Raw genomic sequence first — 22,844 nt, forward strand, 5'->3', positions numbered from 1 at the left:
GCCGCCTGTTCTTCACGTCAACACGGTCCACAGCACCAGCGTCAACGCGAGTCCGACCACCGATACGATCGTCTGCAACACCGACCACACCAGCACCGTCTGCTTCAATTGGAGTCCGAAGTATTCGCGGACCATCCAGAAACCGGCGTCGTTCACGTGGCAGAAGAACACCGAGCCTGCGCCGATCGCAAGCGCCATCAGCGAATTGTGCGTCGTGCTGAGACCGGCGACGACCGGCGCGACGATCCCGGCCGTCGTGGTGGTCGCGACCGTCGCCGAGCCGGTGGCCTGGCGCAATGCGACGGCGATCAACCACGCGAGCAGGATCAGCGGCATATGCGCGCCGACCGCGATCTTGCCGATCGTCGTGCTGATGCCCGCGATCACGAGTGCCTGCTTGAGGCCGCCGCCGGCGCCGATGGTCAACAGCAGCGCCGCGATCGGCGGCAGGCTCTTGCGCAGAATGCCGCCGACACGCTCACGCGCCATCCCGCGTGACCAGCCGAGCGCGACTATCGCGAACAGCACGGTGAGGCCCAGCGCGATCAGCGGCTCACCGAGAAAATTCAGTACGTCGAACGGCAGCGTTTCGGGTTGAAGCAGCAGTTTCGCGACCGTGCGGCCGAGCATCAGCACGACCGGCAACAGGATCGTGATCAGCGAGATCGCGAAGCTCGGCGGCTCGCCGCCATCCTTCTCGGCGCTGAACAGCTTGCCCATTTCCTCGGGCTCGGCGACGTGCATCCGTTTGGACAGCCAGATCCCATACAGCGGACCCGCGAGAATCACCGCCGGAATCGCGACGATCAGGCCGAGGCCGAGCGTCAAACCAAGATCGGCGTGCAACGCGCTGACGGCGATCAGCGGTCCCGGATGCGGCGGCAGCAACGCGTGCAGCGTCGTCATGCCGGCGAGCGCGGGAATCGCGATACGCAGGATCGGCTGCTGCGAGCGGCGCGCCATCACGAAGATGATCGGCACCATCATCACGAGACCGACTTCGAAGAACAGCGGCAGACCGATCAGCAGCGCGACGACGGCCATCATCCACGGCAGCGTGCGCGGGGTCGAGTGCTCGAGGATCGTCGACACCAGCCGGTCGGCCGCGCCCGATTCAGCCATCAGCGCACCGAGCATCGCGCCCAGCGCAATGATGATGCCGACGTCGCCGAGCAGCGCGCCCGCGCCTTTGCTGAACGCGCTCGCGACGGCATCGAGCGGCAGGCCGGCCGCGAAACCCGCGGCGAAGGTGCCGACCAGAATCGACAGGAACGGCGCGAGCTTCAGCACGCCGATGGCGACGATGATCACCGCGAGGCCGAGCGCGCAGGCGAGGATCAATTGGGTGTCGTGGGCGGCCCACGGGGTGAGGGTGGTCGTTAGAGGCACGATTGGTGGTTTCCCATTTTCGGTTTCGGTCGATGGATTGCGCGGGTGCGCGGCAGGGCAGGGCGGTTGCGCGCTGCGGGAGGAAGGTGTTTCGTCGGGGGATTGTAGCGGGGGAGGGGGGTACGGCGTCGGGCCACGGGCCACGCGGGGCCGCGTGAAAGCTTCGCGGTAGTCGCGTGATTTGCTTATGCGAATTTATCGGTTCGTCCAGGCGGACAGACGAATTATCGTCGGAGCCAATCGGGCCATTTGGCGTCCGTCATTTTTTCGAGCACTGTCATGTCCCGTCATCCGCTACTCACGCGCCGCGCGTTTCTCGCCGGCGCTGGTGCAACGCTGGCCGCCGCCGCGTTGCCGGTCATTTCATCCAGCGCGTTTGCCGCGGACGGCCGTCCGAAGGAGCTGCGCATCGGTTATCAGAAAGCCGCGAGCACGCTCGTGCTGCTCAAAGCGCACGGCACGCTCGAGAAGCGACTCACGCCGCTCGGCATCGCAGTCAAGTGGACCGAGTTTCCGGCCGGTCCGCAGTTGCTCGAAGGACTGAATGTCGGCGCGATCGACTTCGGCTACGTAGGCGAAGCGCCGCCGGTGTTCGCACAGGCCGCGGGCGCGAACTTCGTCTACACCGCTTATGAAATTCCGACGCCGCACGCCGAAGGCATCCTCGTGCATCCGGATGCGCCGATCAAAACCCTGGCCGATCTGAAGGGCAAGAAAATCGCGCTGAACAAGGGCTCGGACGTGCACTGGTTTCTGGTCGCCGCGTTGCAGAAGAACGGCGTCAAGTTCAACGAGATTCAACCCGTCTATTTGCCGCCGGCCGATGCGCGCGCGGCTTTCGAACGTGGCGCGGTCGACGCATGGGCGATCTGGGATCCGTTCCTCGAAGCCGCGAAGCGGCAGACCAACGCTCGGCTGCTAGCGGACGCCGAAGGCATCGTGAGTCATCACCAGTTCTTTCTCAGTGCGCGCCCGTTCGCGCAACAGAACGGCGACGTGCTTGCGATCGTGATCGACGAAGTCGGCAAGGAAGGGGAGTGGGTGCGCGGCCATTACAGCGAAGCCGCCGCGCAACTTGCGCCGATTCAGGGCCTCGACCCGAGCGTGATCGAGGCGGGCTTGCGCCATTACGCGCATATCTATAAACCGGTCGACGCACAGGTACTGGCTGAACAGCAACGTATCGCGGATACGTTCAGCGAGTTGCGTTTGATCCCGACGAAGATCGTAACGAAGGATGCGGCGCTGGGGGTCAAGGCGTAGCGCCGCTGAGCGGGTGTGGGTTGGGGGTGTTTTCGACTCGCGAGTCTGGGCACCAGGATGGCCGCCCGGACGTTCAGGCGAACAGCGCGGCGACGTTTTCCGGTGGGCGGCCAATCACTGCGCGGCCGCCTCGGACGACGATCGGACGTTGCAGCAGGATCGGATGTTTAGCGACCGCGTCGAATAGCTCGGCATCGGTCAGCGACGGATCGGCGAGATTGAGTTCTTTGTATTCGGCTTCGGTGTCGCGAATCATGTCGCGCACTGGGCACCCGAGTTGCGCGTTGAGCTTCTTGAGTTCGTCAACGGTGAGCGGTTGCTTCAGATATTCGACGACTTCGGTCGGCTCGTTCGCGCTGTTGTAGGTGCCTGCGACGAGTTCGCAAGCAGCGCGGGATTTGGAGCAGCGAGGGTTGTGATAGATGGTGATCATTGCGGTGGGTATGGCTTCGTAATGGGTTGCGCCGCGGAGGACGTGTCGTGCGATTTTAGCGGGTGGGCGGGCGACGCGGATTCTGGGAGGGGCGAACCGTTCGCGCGTGAGGTGTTGCGCGTGAGGTGTTGCGCGTGAGGTGTTGCGCGTGAGGTGTTGCGCGTGAGGTCGCGCGGGCGGCTGGGTGGTGAGGCGCTGGCAGAGCAGGGCAATGGTGTCGCGTCAGCACCAGTGCGTCGTGTTCCTATGGCGCACGTTTCCGTCCCCGCGGGGATCAGCGTCGACCGTGCGCGTCATCTGTGATTCGGAGATCAGCACACACACGAAGCGCGTTCGACCGGCACTCCCCCCGTCAATCTGCCCCACGGCGTGGATCCCCCACGCAGAGTTTGACCTTGGGTTTATGCGCATAAACCAGCGGTGCTTTGGACGAGCAGTACGGCCTTAAGCGCGAGCGACTGTTACGGCAGGCTCGCGGCCCAATTGGGTGCCAAGGAGCGGAAGGGGAGGGTGTCAATCGGAGGCCTAGGGTGCACCTATGCGCCCACGCGAGGCAAATTTCCCACCGCTTATCCGCAACCGGGCTGTCGGGATGCCCCGGTTCTGGATCACTCGCTCGCAAAGTTGAACGCCTCGCTTTATGCGCATAAAGCGGGGCTGCTGTAGAAGAGCCGGAGTCGAAAACACCACGCCCAATTGCGACTGCGTGCAAGGCCCGTTGACCGCTAAGTAGGGCAGAGAATGGCCACGCGCCCATCCTTACCCGAAGAGGTATTTGCACCTGGTCCGGGGATGCTCACACCAAGCGCGCCAACCAGCGCGAGACAGCAAGGCACGGCCGTACATGCCCGTACTCCCGAGTGAAATGGATTGGCCTAGGGCCCCCTCACAACAACTGGACTTCCTCCACGTAGCAGCACCTCGATGAGTGCTGGCCGGGCTTTATGCGCATAAACTCCCGCCCCGTTGTCCGGCGACTCACTGCCATCGCCATCGCCATCGCCATCGCCATCGCCATCGCCATCGCCATCGCCATCGCCATCGCCATCGCCATCGCCATCGCTTACCGCTTACCGCTTACCGCTTACCGCTTACCGCGCCATCGGGCATCGGGCATCGGGCATCGGGCATCGGGCATCGGGCATCGGGCATCGGGCATCGGGCATCGCATGCCGCGGCAAACAGATACCCCAGAACCCTAGGCATCCCCGCACGACCCAACCCAGGCATCACCCATCGCCTCATCGTCCGACCGCCGATCTCAAGACCGTGCGCCCTATCTCAACAGAGACCCCACACAGCCTGCCGCCTCTCACTCCCTCATCCCGCTGAGACCACGGCGACCTTTATGCGCATAAAGCCTTGGCCGAATGGCTAATTCGGAGGCTAATTACGATTTCATTTACACAAATCGTTTGAAATACGAATTCGCCCAGGTAAAATCCATTTGCATCTAAAAAGAGGAGGTGGAATTTGGCGGCAGAAATCATCGCGGTAACACAGCAGAAGGGCGGGGTCGGGAAGAGCACGATCGCGATGCATCTCGGTGCTGCGTTCCATGAGAAAGGCAAACGCGTCCTGGTCGTCGACGCGGATGGTCAGAACACCCTGATTCACTGGGCCAGTGCCTCTTCCGACGGCGATGTCGGTATCCCATTTCCCGTCGTCAACCTCTCCGAAGCCGGTAGCCAGATCCATCGCGAGATCAAGAAGTTCGTGGCCGACTACGACATCATCGTGGTCGACTGCCCGCCCTCCATCACCGAGAAAGTCTCCGGCGTTGTCCTGCTCGCAGCGAGTGTCGCGGTGATCCCGACGTCGTCATCCCCCGCGGATTACTGGTCGAGCATCGGCCTCGTCAAACTGGTCCAGCAGGCCCAGGTGATGAACGAAGACCTGCGTGCGGTGTTCCTGCTCAACAAGACCGAAGAGAAGCGGATGCTCACGCGCGAACTCAAGCGCGCGCTCGAAGAACTCGGCTTCCCGCTGCTCAAGACCCAGATCCCAACCCGCGAAGCCTACAAGCAGGCGATGGCGTTGGGGCAGACGGTACTCCAGATGAACGACCGCGGCGCGAAGCTCGCCGCGCTAGAAGTACGGGCGTGCGCGAACGAGATCGCCGCCTTGCTCCCGTGAATTTATGCGCATAAAGGACCCTGAATGAAACCGTCCCAATTCGCCAAAGGCTTTCAAGCACGCCCCGATACCACCAGCAGCGAAAAGCGCACCGCGCTCGATCGTCTGAATGCGATCGATGGTCTGGTCAGAAACGACGCCAAACCGGCCGTGGCCGGCCGCGCGATCCCGGCCGTCGTGCCGGCCCGTCTGCAGGAAGCCGAGGCGCCCGAGTCGGCCAACGAATCGGCGGCCTATCGGGCATGGCGGCTCGAGCACGGCTACCGCCCCGGTCAGGTGATCGAGCTGGCGCTGAAGAACATCAAGCCGAGCCCGTTCAACCCGCGCTACTTCTATGTGAAGTCATCGATTGCCGAGCTCGCCGTCAATCTGGCGAAGCAGGGGCAGCAGCAGGCGATTCACGTGATCCCCGACTACGACAACCCCGGCAGCTACTTCGTCAGCGACGGCGGCCGGCGCGTGCGAGCGCTGAAAGAGGCGAACAAGGAATCGGTGAAGGCGATCGTCATCGATCTGCCGATCGGCATCCAGAGCTACAAGCTCGGCTATGACCTGAACGTGCAGCGCGATTCGCAGACGGTCTTCGACAACGCGGTGGTCTGGCGACGCTTTCTCGACGACCGGCATTTCCAGAGCCAGAAGGAGCTCGCCGAACATCTCGGCCTCGACGAATCGACCATTGCGGTCGCGCTGTCGATCGCCAAGTTGCCGGAAACGGTGATGCAGGAGATGGTCGCGCGCCCGGACCGCTTCGGTTCGAACATGGCGTATCAGGTGGGGCGCTACCACACCGCGCGCGGCGCGGACGCGACGCTGCGGCTGATCAACCGGATCCTCGCCGACGATCTGAGCACCCGTCAGGTGGCCGACATCGTCAAAGGCCGCGCGACCGCCCCGGAAAGCGCGAAGCCGGCCGGACGGCAACGCTATGCGCAGCGTCTGGAAATCAAGCTTAGTGGGGTTTCGGTCGGCGACCTCAAGTCGTATGGCGACGATCGACTCGAGTTGCGCCTGAAGGGCCTCACGCGTGAAAAGCGCGACGACATCCTGCGGCAGATTGAAAAGATGCTGAAGTAAAGCGGGGAAGGGAGCGGGGCGGCACACAGCGGCCGCACCGCTCATCCCGAGAGTTCTGACGAAACCAGCTACCAGCTCCGCTCAGTCGAGACTTACGCCGCGCGCGACTGGCTCAGCGTAAAGGCGAGCAGATCGCCATCGGTGGGTTCGCCCCAGGTCTTGCGCGCGAGCCAATCGAAGAACGCGGTTTCGACGATCTTCGACTCCAGCCCACGACGACGCCAGTCGTCACGCATGTGGGTCCCGAGCCCCGGCAGTTCCTCTTCCTCGAACGACTGACGCGCAACATCGCGCTCCGAGTCGCCCTGTTCGTTGTACAGCTCGTACGCCTGCTTGCGGCGGTACGCCGAGTATTCGCCGAGCAGCCGCGCCTTCAGATCGTCGGCCCCCGCGAGTGCGGCTTTACCGCCAGCCCCTGCACCGGTGGACGGCAACGCCTCGACCGGCGGCGCATAACCTTTCTTCAACGCATCCTTGAACAGTGCGGGCGCGCTGCGCACCGGCGGCAGCGAGGTGCTGCGCATGCGCTGCTCGGTCATCTGCAACGCGGCGCGGATCCGGTTTTCCTCGCTGTCCGCGTACAGCGTCTGCGCTTCCTTCAGCGGGATGCCGATCTTCACCATCCGGTCGACCAGCGTGCTGTCGAACACGTTCGGATGCTCGTCGAGCGCGAGCATCGGCTGCTTGCGCTCGGTCACGCGGAACTGGATTTCGGCGACGCGCCGGCCTTCGCGATGCTCGATCAGTTCGACGAAGATGTTCGTGACCGCGTTGACCTCGGCGATCGCCGGGCGCAGATAATCGCGCTTGAAATACTTGTACTCGCGCTTCGCTTCGTCGCCGGCCTCGGTGTCCGGCGTGCCCGACAGGATCGGGCGCCACCATTCCCAGGTCTCGCGCATCGTCAGATGGCTCGGGTTGGTCAGATAGCGCACGCAGATTTCGTAGAGCGCGAGGCCCGCGCTGCTGCGCAGCTGGCTCTGGAACTGCAGGCTCAGGCGCGCGTACTGCACCGGATCGAGCAGCTTTTTCTTGATCTTCGGCGCGAACGAAAACTCGACCCACACACGGCGGGTGGTCGGGTCTTCGAGAATTTCGGCGTCGGCGATCAGCGTCGAAATACCCCATTTGCGGCCCGGCTTCTGACTCGACGTGCCAGTGCTCCACTCGACCTGCACCGACACCATGCGGCGCAGGTGTTCCTTGACGAGCGCGGTGTCGTTGGAATCGAATGCGGAATTGGCGACGATGTCGGACAGCAGCGCGCGATACGTGTCGCCCGATTCGTCCGCCTGCTGGGCCACCGCGAGCAGCACGTTGAACAGCTTGCGGGTCAGCAGCGTGATCTTGCCGCTCTTGGGCTGGATCGCGATCGCCTCGACGGCTTTGCGCAATTCAGCCGAACTCGGGCTGACAACATCGGTCTTTTTCGCGCGCTTCGTGGCCATGCGTCGGGGTGAGGAGGGGGATTTCGCGAGAGCATACCGGCTGTGGTGATACGCGTCTATAGCGCCTGTCTCACCGTTGCCGGTGATGCGAGTTTACGAAGCGCGGCTCACCTCGAACCGCTCCCGAAAACCCTCACCTCAGCGCTGGGCGGCCAGGTTCGGGCGTTCCTTGCAGGTCGCGGCGTTTACAAAAACCGGCACATTTCGGGTCGGGCCGGACGGGGAGCATGCGATCCCGAATCTCCTCACCTTAAAAATTTTTGCGGATTTTTGGGTGGCGCCGGTAAACCGGCGCGGGTTAACGGTTTGCCGAAGCAGGCGTCACGGAATGAAGCGATCGTGCAGGTTACGGCTTCGCGTCTCTCGCTTATCGACAGCGCAGGACCGAAACTGGACACCGCCGCGCGCCTACTTATCGAAGAGCCAATCTACCGGCATCGAGGCGGTTCAGTGCCGCTATAGCACGCCGAGCCGAGGCTGCGGCCCGAATGACGTGAGACAGCCCCGTTCCGCGCACATGGCATCGCCATAAGGACGGTGACCCCATCCCATCTAACGCGTCCCAGCGAGGCTCCACGCCCTCACCAAGCTGCGCCGTCGCATGCAATGCCGCCCAGCCCTCTCGGGTGCACGGTTAACCACTCCGACACTCACCGGACAATCCGAAGACCCGCCGGTAAACCAACCTCGGCGTATACCGGCGCCCCTGCATCCCTCAGGTTTACGGGTGTTTCCAGCCACCGAAATCGACCTGGCAAGCGGAATGAACTCACCGCTACCACCAAAATCGAGCCTTCCGCGAAGTCCCGACGCTCCGCCATTCCCGAAAAGTCTCACCTTAGCGCCGGCGAATGGTGCGAAGCCGCATCCGCTCCAGCCGCACCAGTACCGACTTTCGCCAAAAAAACCCCCCGAAAAACCTCACCTTTCCGGATTACCTGGCGCTTGCACAACCTCTCCGGCAAGGTCCCGAAAACGCTCACCTTCAGAAGCCGGAGATCATAAACCCAATGATTTCAAACACTTACGAAAACGCCAGGAGAGCCCTGAGCGCCTCCGGTCCCCGTAAAATCTCACCTCACAGCGCTTTTCGGCACCGCAGCACGGTTCGACAAGAGATTCAAAGACTCCCGAAAATTCTCACCCTTGGAGTTTGAAACCCGGTTAACGCGGCCCCGAAAAGCCCCGCCAGCCGCGGGCTCCGCGACTCACTGCCTGTATTTTGGTCCCGTATTCCCTCACCTTAGCGCACTGAAACCCGGCCCAAACCTCCCGAAAAGCCTCACCTTTAGGCAAAAACGCGCCGCAAACCAGGTCACCGATCCGGCCGCTCGCTCGTCTCCCGAATCCGCTCACCTTTGCCCTCAATTCCCGCACCGGCCGGCAAGCGTTTGCGCCCGATACCCGGCCGGAACCGGTCGACGCTCCCGTAAAACCTCACCTCAAGGCCTGATTTGCGCAAAGTTTCAGCAAAACCGGCATCCCAGCCCCGTAAAACCTCACCTTCGTTCGCCGTTTTCTCCCGTGCTGTCTCACCATTGAGGTTTACGGGCCCAAAATAGCCGGCAAAACCCGTGTGCGAAGGCCTCCCGAAAACGCTCACTTCGGCGTGAACCAGGCCGGACAAGGGTTTTCGCGTGCGGTCGGGCGATTCCGGGCGGCCAGGTCCCGCAAAATCTCACCTTTGGAAAAGCCCAACGTATACGGCGTTTCCCGAACCCGCTCACGTTCTTTCCCGGACCTGCTCACCAGCGTCCCCGAACCCCATCACTCGAAGTCCCCGTATACGCTCACCACCTCTCCCGCAAAGCTTCACCTTGCCCCGCTGTAAACCCCGCCAGGCAAGGGTTTGCCGTGGCGTTAACGTTTTTAACAAGGGTTCAAAGGTGTTTACTTTTATTACTCTCTAGCTTTTCCCCCGCGAGCCCGTGAGACACGGCTCACTCAACCCCGCTGCCAATAGACAGTCTCCGTGAAACAGTGCGCGATCGATGGAATGACCAATAAGTCTCTTTATTTACAATGGCTTATTGGCTATTCTTCGATTTGTTTCACGGAAAAACGATACTGCAAGCGTTTACCGACACCCTTCTGTCCTAAAACTCCGTCCGTTTACGCCAATTCCATTGCTATGAACAAATTAGTAGCAAACGCTACGTAAATTGTTATGATCCATCCAATTCAGGCGATACCGAGGTAAACATGAATCTGGATCAGGAGCGGCAAGCCATTCGCGAGGAGCTCGAAACGATGCGCGCGCAAGGCGTGCGTCGGCAGGATCTGTCCCTGCATGCCTGTAAACGACTGTTTTTCGATCTCGGTATACGTCCGTCGATGGCGGCAGTACGCGATCTCACCCAGACCGGCAGCGCCAGCGATATCCCGAAAGACATCGACCATTTCTGGGAACGCATCCGCAACGTGTCGCGCGTGAAGGTCGGCGCGGGCGCAATTCCGAAGGCACTCGAAGAACGCGCGGGTGAATTGCTCGGTGCGCTGTTCGAGGAAGCCGTCGCGCAGGCGAGGACCTCGCTCGATGGCGAACGCACCGAAATGCGCGCGCAGATCAGCGCGGCCGAACAACGTGTGCGCGACGCGGACATCCGTCGCGACGCGGCCGATGAAGCGATCAAACGCAGCGAAGCCCGCGCCGACGCCGCATGGGAACGACTTCGCGCGCTCGAAGGCGAACTGCTGAACGCCACTACGCACGGCAACGTTCAGCTAGAAGGTTTACAGGCAACGACCCGTCGGCTGGATCAGGAAAACGAATCGCTACGTCAGCGTCTCGAAAATGAGCAGACGACGAATGCCGCGTTGCGCGACCGGATCGATGCGTTGCATGTAGAACTGCGTCAAAGCACCGAGCACTACGCGCAGCAGATCAAGGACGCGGTCGCCGAAGCCGAACGGCGCGTGAAGCCGATGCTGGTCGAGCTCGATTCGCTGCGCAGCATGGCCTCGACCTATCAGTCCGGCGTACGCGACGCGAGCCGCAAGGAGTTCGAGTTCATTCAGCAGATTGCCGCGGCGAAGGCGCGCGGCGACCGGCTCGATGCGCAGTTGCGCGAGCAGTCGGACGAGGTCGATGCATTGACGAAAGAGGTCGCGAGCCTGCGGGCCCAGCAGGGCATCGATCCGGCGATCGCCGGCTTGCTGTGTTCGCTGGTCAGCGCCGGGCGGCTCAGCGACGAAGAACTGGGCATGATCGGCACCGCGGCCGACGGCCAGGTGAGCCTGCCCACGCGTTGCCCGAAATGCGAGGAAGGTGAGCCGGAGCTGTCGCAGGTCGATCACCGCTTCGAGCTGCTGTGTCCGGAGTGCGAGCACTCGTCGGGCCTCGGCGAATCGAGGCTGGCGGCGGTCAGTCAGTTTCTGGCGGATGACAAACCGGCCGAGGTGTCCGCGCGTTCTTTCTGATGCGGTTCGTGAGCGGCGCGGTTAATTTTCACCGGCCGCTTCCTCCACCGCTTCCCCGCCAATCCGGTGGACAAACCGTCAAAGGTGAGGAAATTCGGGACCCGGACGGTGAGGACTTTCAGGGCTCGCCGGTGCCCGGTTTACGCGTCAAACGCCCGTCGCTTCTAGGTGCGGCCAACGGCGCCGCCGCTGGATCCGGCACTTCGGCCGCCGGCGCATCCTGCTGTTCAAACCACGTTTGCCACGCCCGATACAGCCGGTTCGCGGACACCGCCTGCACGAAGCCGAGCCACTGACCGACCTGTTCGGCCTCCACCCCGCTCTCGAACAGGTCCGCCGCAAAGGTGTTGCGCAAGGTCTGCGGACTCGCGCGCGACTGGCGCGACGCGGCGATGCCGGCGGCCTCCACCAGCGCATCGACCGCGCGCAGCATCGTTGCCTTATGCATCGGACGTCCGGATGGCGAGGCTGGAAACACCAGATTGCCGGCCAGCTCCGTGAGCCGCCGTTCGGCGAGCCACGCATCGAGAATCGCGGCCGCGAACGGCGCGAGCCGCGTGCGGCGCGTCAGCATTGGATTCGCGGACTCGATCGTGACCCACGGCGAACCCGCATTCACGCAACTAACCGAAAGAGCCGCGGCCTCGCCGGTTTTCACCCCGCCACCCAGAAACACTGCAATCAACGCGCGATCGCGACGCTCGCGCCAACGCTGCGCGGTCGATAACGCGGGCAACGGCGCAAACAGCTGCGCGATCAGCGCGGTGCGTTCGGCATGAGTGAGAAAACTGGTCGGTTCGTTGTCGCGCGCGTTGCGCCACGCTGCTTCGCCATCCTGAGCAATGAAGCGAGCCGGATTAGTCGACGCCGATTCGATCGCGCGGACATGATCGAGCACGCGCTCGATCAGCCTTAAATAACGCATCCGTTGCGTTTTACGGATCTCGAGACCGGCGACGAATTCGGCGATCGCGGGGGTATCGACCGTTGCGATACTTTGCTGGCGCGTGCCGAGCCATTCGAGAAACTGCCCCCACTGCGCCTGATACACGAGCGCGGAAGAACGGCGGAAATGCTGTTTCGCGAGCCATGCATCGAACGCGACCTGCGGATCGCGGCGCCAGTCTTCGCGTTGCTGGTCGAACAGATCGGTATCCGGCGCGGGACGGGGAACGGGGTCGGACAGATGGGGAGGAGACATCGGTATTTCTTCCGTTAGTTGCGCATTTTATTTTGCGTATTGTAGGCGCTGGCATGTCGCCATGCAGTCTCGATGCGAAACACGGCCCGTTTCGCCAACGGCCGTCATCTCAGCCGCCCCAGGCTCGCGTGCGTTTCAGCGGCATCTGTTCCAGCGGTTGCTGTGCCGCTCGCAGCGCCGCTTCCCGCGCGGCCTGCTCGTACGCGCTGACCGCAAACGCAAACACCGCCGGCAATGCGTTGGAAGTGCCGAAGTCGACGCCGTCGTCCGTCTCCGGATACGGCAGATCCGATGGCCGCTGGAATAGCCCGAGCATTAGCGCATCGTGCCGGCTCGCGAAGCCGAGATCGGCGAGCGCTTCGGCTTCGATCGCGTGCAGCAGCCGCCACGTGAGCGGCACCTGCTGGGCGATGTAGCGCGCAGCGATGCTGCGCACGATGTGCTCGAGGTCGCGCGCGGCGGTTTGATAGCGCAGCGCGGCGAGCGTTTGATCGGTAGGGACGGCGTTCAGGTTGTTCATTCTCGGCTCCAATCGACACTCGATACTGTACAAACATACAGTATCGGGCGCAACCTGGCCGAACAGCCCAGAGCGGCCGGCGAAGGGCGAACCAACTACCGATGGGATGCTGAAACGCCCGCTAGCCGAGGCTTTTCGCGAATGCCCTGTAGTCGGCGTTCACGCGTCAACATCTATCCGATGCTCATCGGCCTATGCTCACTGGCTGGCCGGAATCCATCGTTACCCGTGAATCACCACCAGCAACGCCTTCGCCTCGCTCCTGCCGACATTGCGAATCGCATGCGGCTCATCCGCGACATATCTCGCGGTATCGGCCAGCTTCAACCGCTTCGTCGTGCCGGCCGCTTCGACCTCGATCGCTCCATGCAGCACGGTCAGATGCTCGCGCGTGCCCGGCTCGTGCGCGCTCGACACCAGCGCTCCGCCCGGCTGCAGCGTCAACTCATACCATTCGAATTTGCCGGCCAGATCGATCGGGCCCCACACGCGCAACTGGTATTTCGCGTCGTGACCGCTTAGCGTAGGAATATCGTGCGAGCCGGCGACGGCGATCGCCTCCGGCGCCTTCGGCGGCGCGAACAGCGAATCGAGGCTCACGCCGAGCGCATTGGTCAGGCGCCATGCGACCGCGATCGTTGGATTAGCCTTGTCTCGCTCGATCTCGGAGAGCATCGACTTCGACACGCCGGCCGCGCGCGACAGGTCGTCGAGCGTCATGCGCCGCTCGGCGCGCAGCCGCTGAATCTGCTCGCCGACGCGCGGCGGCGCAGCATTGGCGGGCGGCGCCGACGCGCTTGCCGGCGCTGTGGCGGCCGCCGCATTGGCCGCGGCGCGGCGTGTACCCGAACTTGCCATTTCCAGACCCATCGTTTAGAGTTGTTCGATATACCGGATTTTAGTTCGAAAAAACGAAAATATCCGATAAAGCTGACAGCCGACTATAACAGGCCGCCTCGCCCTCATCCACGTAGCGCATGCGTCGCATGGCGCAGGTTCTGACGGCAAGCGCCACTTCGATCAGGAGCCCCGATCATGCGAGACCAATACCTGGCGCATCTGCGCAACACCCTCGAGCAGATTCGCGCCGACGGCTTCTATAAAAGCGAACGCGTGATCGCGAGCCCGCAGTCGGCCGACGTGCGGCTCGCCGACGGCAGCGGCGTACTCAACTTCTGCGCGAACAACTATCTGGGCCTCGCCGACGACGCGCGCCTGATCGAAGCCGCAAAAGAGGGGCTCGACAACGACGGCTTCGGCATGGCGTCGGTGCGTTTCATCTGCGGCACGCAAACCGTGCACAAGCAACTCGAGGCGGCGCTCGCCGCCTTCCTGCAAACCGACGACTGCATTCTCTATTCGAGCTGCTTCGACGCGAACGGCGGCCTCTTCGAAACGCTGCTCGATGAAAACGACGCGATCATCAGCGACGAGCTGAATCACGCGAGCATCATCGACGGCGTGCGGCTGTCGAAGGCAAAACGTCTGCGCTACAAGAACAACGACCTCGCCGATCTGGAAGCGCGCTTGCAGGAAGCCGAGGCGGCCGGCGCACGCTTCAAGCTGATCGCGACCGACGGCGTGTTCTCGATGGACGGCATCATCGCGAACCTCGCCGGCATCTGCGATCTGGCCGACAAATATGGCGCGCTGGTGATGGTCGACGACTCGCACGCGGTCGGCTTCATCGGCGAACACGGCCGCGGCACGCCCGAGCATTGCGGGGTGATGGCGCGCGTCGACATCATCACCGGCACGCTCGGCAAGGCGCTCGGCGGCGCATCGGGCGGCTACGTGGCCGCGCGTCGCGAGATCGTCGAATTGCTGCGGCAGCGCTCGCGCCCGTACCTGTTCTCGAACACGCTGACGCCGAGCATCGCGGCCGCGTCGCTGAAGGTACTCGAATTGCTGGCCAGCGAAGAAGGCGCGCAACTGCGCGCACGCGTGCGCGAAAACGGCGCGCATTTCCGCCGCGAGATGAGCGCGCTCGGCTTCACGCTGGTGCCGGGCGAACATCCGATCATTCCGGTGATGCTCGGCGACGCGCAACTGGCCGGCAAGATGGCCGATGCGCTGCTCAAGGAAGGCGTCTACGTAATCGGCTTTTCGTTCCCGGTGGTGCCGCGCGGCCGCGCACGCATCCGCACGCAGATGAGCGCCGCGCATACGCCCGAGCAGATCGATCGCGCGGTGGCGGCGTTTGCGCGCGTCGGCCGTGAACTCGGTGTGATCGGTGCGTGAGTGGTGAGTTGAAGGCGGCAGAATCAGCAAGGAGTCTTGAATGAAAGCATTGGCAAAACTCGAACGCGCGCCGGGCCTCACGCTCACGGACGTGCCGAAGCCGGAAGTCGGCCATAACGACGTGATGATCCGCATCACGCGCACCGCGATCTGCGGCACCGACATTCATATCTGGAAGTGGGACGACTGGGCACAAAAAACAATTCCGGTGCCGATGCACGTCGGCCATGAATATGTCGGCGAAATCGTCGAGATGGGGCAGGAAGTGCGCGGCTTCGCGATCGGCGACCGCGTATCGGGCGAAGGGCATATCACCTGCGGTTTCTGCCGCAACTGTCGCGCGGGGCGCCGGCATCTGTGCCGCAACACGATCGGCGTCGGCGTGAATCGCGAAGGCGCGTTTGCCGAATACCTGGTGATTCCGGCGTTCAACGCGTTCAAGATTCCGCCCGACATCTCCGACGATCTCGCCGCGATCTTCGATCCGTTCGGCAACGCGACGCATACCGCACTGTCGTTCAATCTGGTCGGCGAAGACGTGCTGATCACCGGCGCGGGACCGATCGGCATCATGGCGGTCGCGATCGCGAAGCATGTCGGCGCGCGCAACGTCGTGATCACCGATGTCAACGACTACCGGCTCGAACTCGCGCGTAAGATGGGCGCGACGCGGGCGGTGAACGTGGCGCGCGAATCGCTGCAGGACGTGATGCACGATCTGCACATGGCCGAAGGCTTCGACGTCGGTCTGGAAATGTCCGGCGTGCCGAGCGCGTTCACGAGCATGCTGGAGGCGATGAACCACGGCGGCAAGATCGCGTTGCTCGGCATTCCGCCCGCGCAGACCGCGATCGACTGGACTCAGGTGATCTTTAAAGGCCTTGAAATCAAGGGTATTTATGGTCGCGAGATGTTCGAGACCTGGTACAAGATGGTCGCGATGCTGCAAAGCGGCCTCGATCTGTCGCCGATCCTCACGCACCATTTCAAGGTCGACGACTATCAGCAGGCCTTCGCGACGATGCTCTCCGGCGAGAGCGGCAAGGTGATTCTCGACTGGACCGCCTGATTCAACGCGACCCGCGTTATAAATTGCGCAACGCCCGCAGCCCGCTCACGCGCCTGCGGGCGTTTTCACGAATTCGGCCTGAATGCGCACGTGAATGTCGTCGCCGACCGCCGGATACCACGTCGCGAGGCCGAACTTCGCGCGGCTGAAATGGCCGTCCGCGGAAAAGCCTAGCGTGTCTTTCTTCGTCAGCGGATCGGGCGCGAAGCCGTTGAACGTGACATCGAGCGTGACCGGTTGCGTGACGCCGCGGATCGTCAGATCGCCGCTCAGCGTGCCACGCGACTCGCCGGTGCGCTCGAAACGCGTGCTCGTAAAGCGGATCTCCGGATAGCGCGCGACGTCGAGCATGCTGTCGCTTTTCACCATCTTGTCGAGCAGCGGCACGTTGGTGTTGATGCTCGCGGCGTCGATCGTGACCGCGGCCGTGCTGTGGTCCAGACCGCCCTCATGCCAGTCGAGCTGGCCGTGCTTGCGATCGAAGCGCATCGTAAAACGCGAATACTTGAAGTGGTCGATGTCGAACGTGATGCTCGTATGGTCCTGATCGATCTCGTAGCGGCCGACCGGCACCCGCGCCTCGTTCTGGCTGACCGAATGCGTGAGCACCTGCACGGGCGTGCAGGCCATCGCGCTGAGCAGCGTCGCGCCGAGCAGCGCGCGCACGCAGGCGGTGCGAATAGCGGTTGAATTCATCGAAGCGATTCCGGGAGTGCTATCTTCCGAACGATAGCAGCAAGCGTACCCATGCCGCCGGCACATAAAAAAACTTGACGAAGGAGAATGATCGTTCTACCTTTCGTCCATGACACAGGAAACCATCCCCACCGATCCGCTGCCGCCAGGCACCGCGCGCGACCGTCTGCTCGATGCGGCCGAGGCGTTGATTTACGCCGGCGGCATCCACGCGACCGGCGTCGATGCGATCGTGCGCGAGTCCGGCACCGCGCGTAAAAGCTTCTATACGCACTTCGAATCGAAAGATGCGCTGGTCGCGGCCGCGCTCGAGCGGCGCGACGAGCGCTGGATGAACTGGTTTATCGCCGGCACCGAGCGGCGCGGGAAGAGCGCGCGCAAACGGCTGCTCGGCATGTTCGATGTGTTGCGGGAATGGTTCGCGTCGGCGGATTTTCATGGCTGCGCTTTTCTGAACGCAGCGGGTGAAATCGCCAGCGCCGAGGATCCGATCCGCGTCGTCGCGCGCAAACACAAGCTGCGTCTGCTCGAATTCGTGCGCGCGCAGTGCGATGCGCTGGCGGCCGAAGCGGCGCTCGATACGCGTCGCGCGGCGCCGCTCGCACGGCAGTGGCTGGTGCTACTCGACGGCTCGATCGCGGTCGCGCTGGTGAGCGGCGAGGCCGACGCGGCGCGCGACGCGCAGCAGATCGCAAAGGCTCTGCTCGACACCGAGGCGGCATTTGCAACGCGAGCCGAGGCTACACCCGCGGCTAAATCCGCGACCAAACCCGCGGCGAAAGCCACTAGGCCCCAAGCAACCAGACGGCCGCCATCCCGGCGCGCCTCTACCGACTGAGGAACCATCATGGCCGATACGACCGAATCCCGTCCGCCGCTGCCGCCGTTTACTCGCGACAGCGCGATCCAGAAAGTGCGCGCCGCGGAAGACGCGTGGAACACGCGCGAACCCGAGCGGGTCTCGCTCGCGTACACGACGGACAGCATCTGGCGCAATCGCGCGGAGTTCGTGCAAGGCCGCGCGGAGATCGTCGGCTTTCTGCGCCGCAAGTGGGCGAAGGAACTCGACTACCGGTTGATCAAGGAGCTGTGGGCGGTGACGGACAATCGCATCGCGGTGCGCTTCGCGTACGAGTGGCACGACGATTCGAATAACTGGTTCCGCTCCTATGGCAACGAGAACTGGGAGTTCAACGAGCACGGTCTGATGGCGCGCCGTCACGCGAGCATCAACGACGTGCCGATTCGCGAGGCCGACCGTCTGTACCATTGGCCGCTGGGCCGCCGTCCGGACGACCATCCGAGCCTGACCGAACTCGGTCTGTAGGCGGCGCCGGATTGCCTCGAAGGGCGCGCGCGGCGACGCGCGCCGGCTATTTACTCTGTGTTCATCACTTCGCCATCGGTTCTCCGTTATCGTTGCAGCGTTGCTTTTGTGGCCGTCGGCACGCCACGTGCCCGAGCGCCCGAGCGTGCCCTCAACATCGCACGCGCCGCTTCAGGTACAGTGCGCGACGGGCAGCACATACAACGACAAAGCGACAAAACGACAATGACACCGGCGCCCGACCGGTGACGGAGAACACATGCACTTTCGGCAGATCAACAAGAATATCCGGCGCACCGCGGTGGCGTTGTTCGCCAGCCTGGCGGCGACCACCGCCGCGCACGCGGGCTGGTGCGACGGCGGCGTCTGGGTCGACGCAATGCTCGGCTCGTATCACATCAATCCCGATCCCGACACCCACTTCGAACAGTTCAACCCGGGGCTCGGCGTCGAGTGCTGGTTGAACAATCAATGGGCGCTGACGGCCGGCGGCTTTCGCAACTCGCTGCGCCGGCCGTCGTATTACGGCGGCGGCGTGTGGGGCCCGGACTTCGCGCACTGGGGCTTTATCCGCATCGCGGTGATGGGCGGGATCATCTCGGGCTACAACTACGGCAACTGGGGACTCGGCCACGATCACACGATCGGCCCGGTGGTCGCACCGATCGTGATGGTCGACTACAAGCGCGTCGGTGCGAACTTCATCGTGATTCCGCCGATTCCTTCGGACAACCTGCCGTTTACGATCGGGTTTCAGGTGAAGGTGAAGTTCTGACGGACGGCTTAAGTCACCCGATTGCGTTGAGGTGAGGTTTTTCGGGGGCTGAAGCATCGCGGATGCGCAGCGGTGAGCCGCTTCGTATGCACGCCGCACCTGGCGTTAAGGCTGTCTCCTGGAACTCCTCACCTTTTGCTGGCGCAGCGGTGATAGTCGAACGCCTGGAAATCCTCACCATCCTGGACGCGCTCACCCAGGCGGACCCACGGCAAGCGCAATAAGACGCACGCCGCGCTCGGCTCCCGCAAAACCTCACCGTAGCGCGCTCTCCTGGAACGGCTCACCATAGCGTGAACTCCTGGAATTCCTCACCAATGCGAGGTCTCCTGGAACTCCTCACCATTCGCGCGTGTGGTCCCACGTAAACCACCGCTAAGCCGCGTATAAATCACATACGAAGCGAGCGAGCCGGTCCACCGCCGATCCCCTCAAAGCCCCTGCACGAATACGCAGCGCGGCATATCAACCCGCCGTATACCCCGCAATAAACCCCACCAATGCATCCGCAGCCCCCACTGCGCCCCATGCACCAAATTCATATCCCGCATTTTTGGCCCGAATTTGACCGCGGTTTCTGCGGCTCATATCGTGAGCCCCATGCCGTCCGGATGTGATTCCTCCCCGCTGCGCAGAGCGCATCTCGTGCGGGAACCCTAACTTCGTTCTCCCTGAGCCATGAACTCTGACGCGATGAATTCCGACCTGAGCGCGCCGCTCGCAGCACGCCGGCCCGCCCGATCGACGAGCGATGTGCGCCGCGCGGTCACCACCGCCGTACTCGGCCAGATCCTCGAATGGTATGACTTCTTCCTGTACGGCACCGCCGCGGCACTCGTGTTCGGCAAGCTGTTCTTCCCGGTCGGCAGCGATCCGCTGACCGGCACGATCGCCGCGTTCGGCGGCTTCACGGTGGGCTTTATCGCGCGGCCGATCGGCGGTGTGTTGTGCGGGCACATCGGCGATCGCTATGGCCGCAAGCTGGTCACGATGCTGACGCTGTTTACGATGGGCACGGCCACCGTGCTGATGGGCCTGCTGCCCACCTATCAACAGATCGGCCTCGCCGCGCCGGTGCTGCTCGTGTGTCTGCGCATCGTGCAAGGGCTCGCCGCCGGCGGCGAATGGAGCGGCAGCATCCTGCTGATTCACGAAAACGCGCCGCAATCGAAGCGCGGCGCGCTGTCCGCGTGGAGCCCGTGCGGCGCGGCGTTCGGCTTCGTGCTGTCGACCGGCGCATTCCTGCTCGCGCAGAATCTGCCGCCCGACGACTTCCACAGCTGGGGCTGGCGCATTCCGTTCCTGTGCAGCGCCGCGCTCGTCGTGCTGGGTCTGTGGATGCGCCGCTCGGTCGGCGAAAGCGCCGCCTACGCGGAAGCGCAGGCGAAGCGCCGCGAAAACCGTGCGAACCAGGCAAGCCGCGAGACCCGCATGCCGGTACTCGAAGTGCTGCGCCAATGTCCGCGCGAAGTGCTGACGATCTTCGGTCTGCGGTTCGGCGAAGGCGGTGCGTCGTACATCTTCTTCGCGTTCTCGCTCGCGTACGGCCAGTTCATCGGCGTGAAGTCGAGCTGGATTCTCGGTGGCCTGACGCTGTCGATGCTGCTGATGATCCCGTTCTCGCTGTTCTTCGGCTATCTGACCGACAAAGTCGGCCGCAAGCCGGTTTATCTGGCCGGCGCGATCGCGGTCGTGCTGGTCGCATGGCCTTACTTCGCACTGCTTGGCTCCGGCGTCTACTGGAAAGTGATCACCGCGCTGGTGCTGGCCAACAGCGTCACGCTCGGCATTCTCGAAGGCGCGCAACCCGCGTTCATCAGCGAAATGCTGCCGGTGCACCTGCGCTTCTCGGGACTCGGCATTGGCCGGGAGATTTCGTCGGTCCTCGGCGGCGGCCTGTCGCCGATGATCGCCACCGCGCTGCTCGCCCACTATCGCAGTGCGACGCCGGTCGCGCTCTATCTCGGCGCGCTCGGCCTGATCACGGTGATCGCGACGCTGCTCGCCCGCGAGACCTATCCGAAGGCGATGCGCATCCGTGCGCAGCAGGACGCCCAATGACATCGCTCACACAATCGCAACCAGAGGTAATGCGCATGCACGCCGTTCAAACCGCAAGCGCCCGCGCTTGCAACGCCGCTCGAATCGTCGATACTCAGGATGACTATCCACAATACTCGGGGCCGCTGTCCCTGGACGAACTGATCGTCGAAATCGAACGCCGTCGCGACGAGTTTCACGAGGTCTCGCACGTGCCGCGCGACATGATCGCGAAGATGAAGCGCGCGGGCATTTTCCGCGCGAGCACGCCGAAGCGTTTCGGCGGCGACGCGCTGCCGCCCGCGCAGTTTCTGGCGATGCTCGAACGCATCGCGATCGCCGATGGTTCGACCGCGTGGGTCGCCGCGTTCGGCTCGGCCAACACCTACCTCGCGGCGCTGCCGCTCGAAACCCAGGCGCACATCTACGCGAGCGGTCCGGATCAGGTGTTCGCCGGCGGTCTGTACCCATTGCAACCCGCTGAGCGCGCGGCCGGCGGCTACCTCGTGTCGGGCCAATGGCGCTTCGCGAGCGGCTGCAAAGGCGCGGACTGGATCGGCGTCGGCATCGGCGGTGCGCCGGCGAAACCCGGCGATGCGAACGCGGGCAAGCCATTTACCGCGGTGTTCCCGGCGAGCGAGGTCGAGATCGTCGACAACTGGAACGTAGTCGGCATGCAGGGCACCGGCAGTCACGATCTGCGCCTGAAAAACAAGTTCGTCGACGAGCAGTGGACCTTCGTGCGCGGCGGCGCGGCGCTGATCGACGAGCCGCTCTATCGCTACCCGGCCGTCGCGTTTCAGGCTCAGGTGCACGCGGCGGTCAATCTCGGGCTCGCGCGCGCGGCGCTCGATCTGCTGGCCGGCCTGTCGGGCGTGACCAAAACGACGACCGGCGCGCCGCGTCTGGCCGATCGCGCGTACTACCGTTCGGGCCTCGCGCAGGCCGAGGCGAATTTGCGCAGCGCGCGGGCGTTCTTCTTCGAGTCGGCGGAAGCGGCGTGGCGCACGATCCTGGCCGGCGACCCGGTCGCGGCGGACGAAGCGAATCTGCTGCGTCTGTCCGCGACCCACGCCGCGCACACCTGCGCCGACGTGGTGATGCAGGCGTACAAGATGGCCGGCATCGGCGCGATCTACAACGAGAGCCGGATGCAGCGGCTGGTGCGCGATTCGATCGTCGTCACGCAGCACGCGTTTCTCGGCGAAGGCACGTATGACGCGTCGGGCGCGCTGTTTGTCGGCATCCCGCCGGTCACGCCCTATCCCTGAACGACGAGGAGCGACTGCGATGACGCACGACGAAACCCGCGCGCACTTCCGCAACGCGATGGCCTGCCTGGGCGCGGCGGTCAACATCATCACCACCGATGGTCCGCGCGGCCGCTGCGGGATCACCGCGAGCGCGGTCTGCTCGGTCACCGATACGCCGCCGACGATGCTGGTGTGCATCAATCAATCGAGTTATGTGCACGACGTGCTGCACGAAAACGCCGACATCTGCATTAACATCCTCGGCGCGCACTGCCAGGAACTGGCGAGCGTGTTCGCGGGGATGACCGGCTGTTCGATGGACGCGCGCTTCGACCAGTGCGCGTGGCAGCCGGGCAGGCTCGGCGTGCCGGTGCTGACCGAGGCGATTGCGACGTTGGAGGGCAAGATAGTCGAGAGCAAGACAGTCGGCTCGCATTCGGTGATGTTCGTGCGGATCGCGCACATTGCCACGCGCGACGAAGGCGACGGGCTCGTCTATTTCGGCCGACAGTTCCATCGACTCGCGCGCGCGGCCGACACGCGCAAGGCGGCGTGA

Annotated in this window: 20 protein-coding genes; 12 read left to right on the forward strand and 8 right to left on the reverse strand. The window is 63.6% G+C overall.

Translation table 11 applies throughout. The features are described from left to right. Positions 1-12: 12 nt before the first annotated feature. Positions 13-1,389, reverse strand: coding sequence for a gluconate:H+ symporter (locus BTH42_RS09975; RefSeq protein ID WP_075298511.1), 1,377 nt, complete (start codon positions 1,387-1,389; stop codon positions 13-15). Between the two features lie 279 nt (positions 1,390-1,668). Between BTH42_RS09975 and BTH42_RS09980 the strand changes: the two genes are divergently transcribed. Beyond that, positions 1,669-2,652 (forward strand): sulfonate ABC transporter substrate-binding protein, encoded by a 984-nt coding sequence (locus tag BTH42_RS09980; protein WP_075298513.1) that lies wholly within the window; start codon positions 1,669-1,671, stop codon positions 2,650-2,652. 73 nt (positions 2,653-2,725) lie between these two features. Here BTH42_RS09980 and arsC read toward each other — a convergent pair whose 3' ends face one another. Both arsC and BTH42_RS35400 read right to left on the reverse strand, forming a co-directional pair. Beyond that, positions 2,726-3,085, reverse strand: coding sequence for an arsenate reductase (glutaredoxin) (gene arsC, locus BTH42_RS09985; protein WP_075298516.1), 360 nt, complete (start codon positions 3,083-3,085; stop codon positions 2,726-2,728). A gap of 886 nt (positions 3,086-3,971) precedes the next feature. Further along, positions 3,972-4,145, reverse strand: a complete 174-nt coding sequence (locus tag BTH42_RS35400; RefSeq protein ID WP_178392144.1) for a hypothetical protein — start codon at positions 4,143-4,145, stop codon at positions 3,972-3,974. 413 nt (positions 4,146-4,558) lie between these two features. Here BTH42_RS35400 and parA point away from each other — a divergent pair, with 413 nt between their 5' ends. Together parA and BTH42_RS10000 are read left to right on the forward strand one after the other, a co-directional pair. Further along, positions 4,559-5,221: a ParA family partition ATPase gene (parA, locus tag BTH42_RS09995; protein ID WP_075298521.1), complete on the forward strand. Its 663-nt coding sequence runs from the start codon at positions 4,559-4,561 to the stop codon at positions 5,219-5,221. A gap of 24 nt (positions 5,222-5,245) precedes the next feature. After that, a complete protein-coding gene (locus BTH42_RS10000) occupies positions 5,246-6,298 on the forward strand; it encodes a ParB/RepB/Spo0J family partition protein (protein ID WP_075298524.1) in 1,053 nt (350 codons plus the stop codon). A 92-nt stretch (positions 6,299-6,390) separates the two neighbouring features. On the opposite strand, the gene BTH42_RS10005 is transcribed toward BTH42_RS10000, so the two are convergent. Next, complete coding sequence (locus tag BTH42_RS10005; protein WP_075298527.1) at positions 6,391-7,746, reverse strand: replication initiation protein; 1,356 nt, start codon at positions 7,744-7,746, stop codon at positions 6,391-6,393. A gap of 2,202 nt (positions 7,747-9,948) precedes the next feature. On the opposite strand from BTH42_RS10005, the gene BTH42_RS10010 reads away from it, so the two are divergent. Then, on the forward strand, positions 9,949-11,166 hold the full coding sequence (locus BTH42_RS10010; RefSeq protein ID WP_075298530.1) for a DNA-binding protein: 1,218 nt from the start codon (positions 9,949-9,951) through the stop codon (positions 11,164-11,166). A gap of 118 nt (positions 11,167-11,284) precedes the next feature. On the opposite strand, the gene BTH42_RS10015 is transcribed toward BTH42_RS10010, so the two are convergent. The 3 genes from BTH42_RS10015 to BTH42_RS10025 all read right to left on the reverse strand — a co-directional run bounded on the left by BTH42_RS10015 (position 11,285) and on the right by BTH42_RS10025 (position 13,757). Continuing rightward, entirely contained in the window at positions 11,285-12,367 is a 1,083-nt protein-coding gene (locus tag BTH42_RS10015; RefSeq protein ID WP_075298533.1) for a tyrosine-type recombinase/integrase, read from the reverse strand. A 109-nt stretch (positions 12,368-12,476) separates the two neighbouring features. Beyond that, positions 12,477-12,887 (reverse strand): DUF2471 family protein, encoded by a 411-nt coding sequence (locus tag BTH42_RS10020; protein WP_075298536.1) that lies wholly within the window; start codon positions 12,885-12,887, stop codon positions 12,477-12,479. A 222-nt stretch (positions 12,888-13,109) separates the two neighbouring features. After that, positions 13,110-13,757, reverse strand: coding sequence for a helix-turn-helix domain-containing protein (locus tag BTH42_RS10025; RefSeq protein ID WP_075298539.1), 648 nt, complete (start codon positions 13,755-13,757; stop codon positions 13,110-13,112). A 165-nt stretch (positions 13,758-13,922) separates the two neighbouring features. Between BTH42_RS10025 and BTH42_RS10030 the strand changes: the two genes are divergently transcribed. Together BTH42_RS10030 and tdh are read left to right on the forward strand one after the other, a co-directional pair. Continuing rightward, on the forward strand, positions 13,923-15,128 hold the full coding sequence (locus BTH42_RS10030; protein ID WP_075298542.1) for a glycine C-acetyltransferase: 1,206 nt from the start codon (positions 13,923-13,925) through the stop codon (positions 15,126-15,128). 40 nt (positions 15,129-15,168) lie between these two features. Beyond that, positions 15,169-16,197, forward strand: coding sequence for an L-threonine 3-dehydrogenase (tdh, locus tag BTH42_RS10035; protein WP_075298545.1), 1,029 nt, complete (start codon positions 15,169-15,171; stop codon positions 16,195-16,197). Positions 16,198-16,242: 45 nt separating this feature from the next. Here the strand turns inward: tdh and BTH42_RS10040 are convergent, their stop codons facing one another. Then, entirely contained in the window at positions 16,243-16,893 is a 651-nt protein-coding gene (locus BTH42_RS10040; RefSeq protein WP_075298548.1) for a YceI family protein, read from the reverse strand. A 109-nt stretch (positions 16,894-17,002) separates the two neighbouring features. On the opposite strand from BTH42_RS10040, the gene BTH42_RS10045 reads away from it, so the two are divergent. The 6 genes from BTH42_RS10045 to hpaC all read left to right on the forward strand — a co-directional run bounded on the left by BTH42_RS10045 (position 17,003) and on the right by hpaC (position 22,844). Next, positions 17,003-17,731 carry a TetR/AcrR family transcriptional regulator gene (locus tag BTH42_RS10045; protein ID WP_075298551.1) on the forward strand — a complete coding sequence of 243 codons (729 nt, stop codon included), beginning with the start codon at positions 17,003-17,005 and terminating at the stop codon, positions 17,729-17,731. A 9-nt stretch (positions 17,732-17,740) separates the two neighbouring features. After that, the gene (locus BTH42_RS10050; RefSeq protein WP_075298554.1) at positions 17,741-18,220 is read left to right on the forward strand and encodes a nuclear transport factor 2 family protein; all 480 of its coding nucleotides are present in this window, start codon (positions 17,741-17,743) and stop codon (positions 18,218-18,220) included. Between the two features lie 259 nt (positions 18,221-18,479). Further along, positions 18,480-18,995 (forward strand): hypothetical protein, encoded by a 516-nt coding sequence (locus BTH42_RS10055; protein WP_075298557.1) that lies wholly within the window; start codon positions 18,480-18,482, stop codon positions 18,993-18,995. A 693-nt stretch (positions 18,996-19,688) separates the two neighbouring features. Beyond that, complete coding sequence (locus tag BTH42_RS10060; protein WP_075298559.1) at positions 19,689-21,056, forward strand: MFS transporter; 1,368 nt, start codon at positions 19,689-19,691, stop codon at positions 21,054-21,056. 35 nt (positions 21,057-21,091) lie between these two features. Beyond that, complete coding sequence (locus tag BTH42_RS10065) at positions 21,092-22,306, forward strand: acyl-CoA dehydrogenase family protein (RefSeq protein ID WP_075298681.1); 1,215 nt, start codon at positions 21,092-21,094, stop codon at positions 22,304-22,306. 19 nt (positions 22,307-22,325) lie between these two features. Next, positions 22,326-22,844 (forward strand): 4-hydroxyphenylacetate 3-monooxygenase, reductase component, encoded by a 519-nt coding sequence (hpaC, locus tag BTH42_RS10070; RefSeq protein ID WP_075298562.1) that lies wholly within the window; start codon positions 22,326-22,328, stop codon positions 22,842-22,844.

This window comes from Burkholderia sp. SRS-W-2-2016, from assembly GCF_001931485.1.
Lineage (GTDB): Bacteria > Pseudomonadota > Gammaproteobacteria > Burkholderiales > Burkholderiaceae > Paraburkholderia.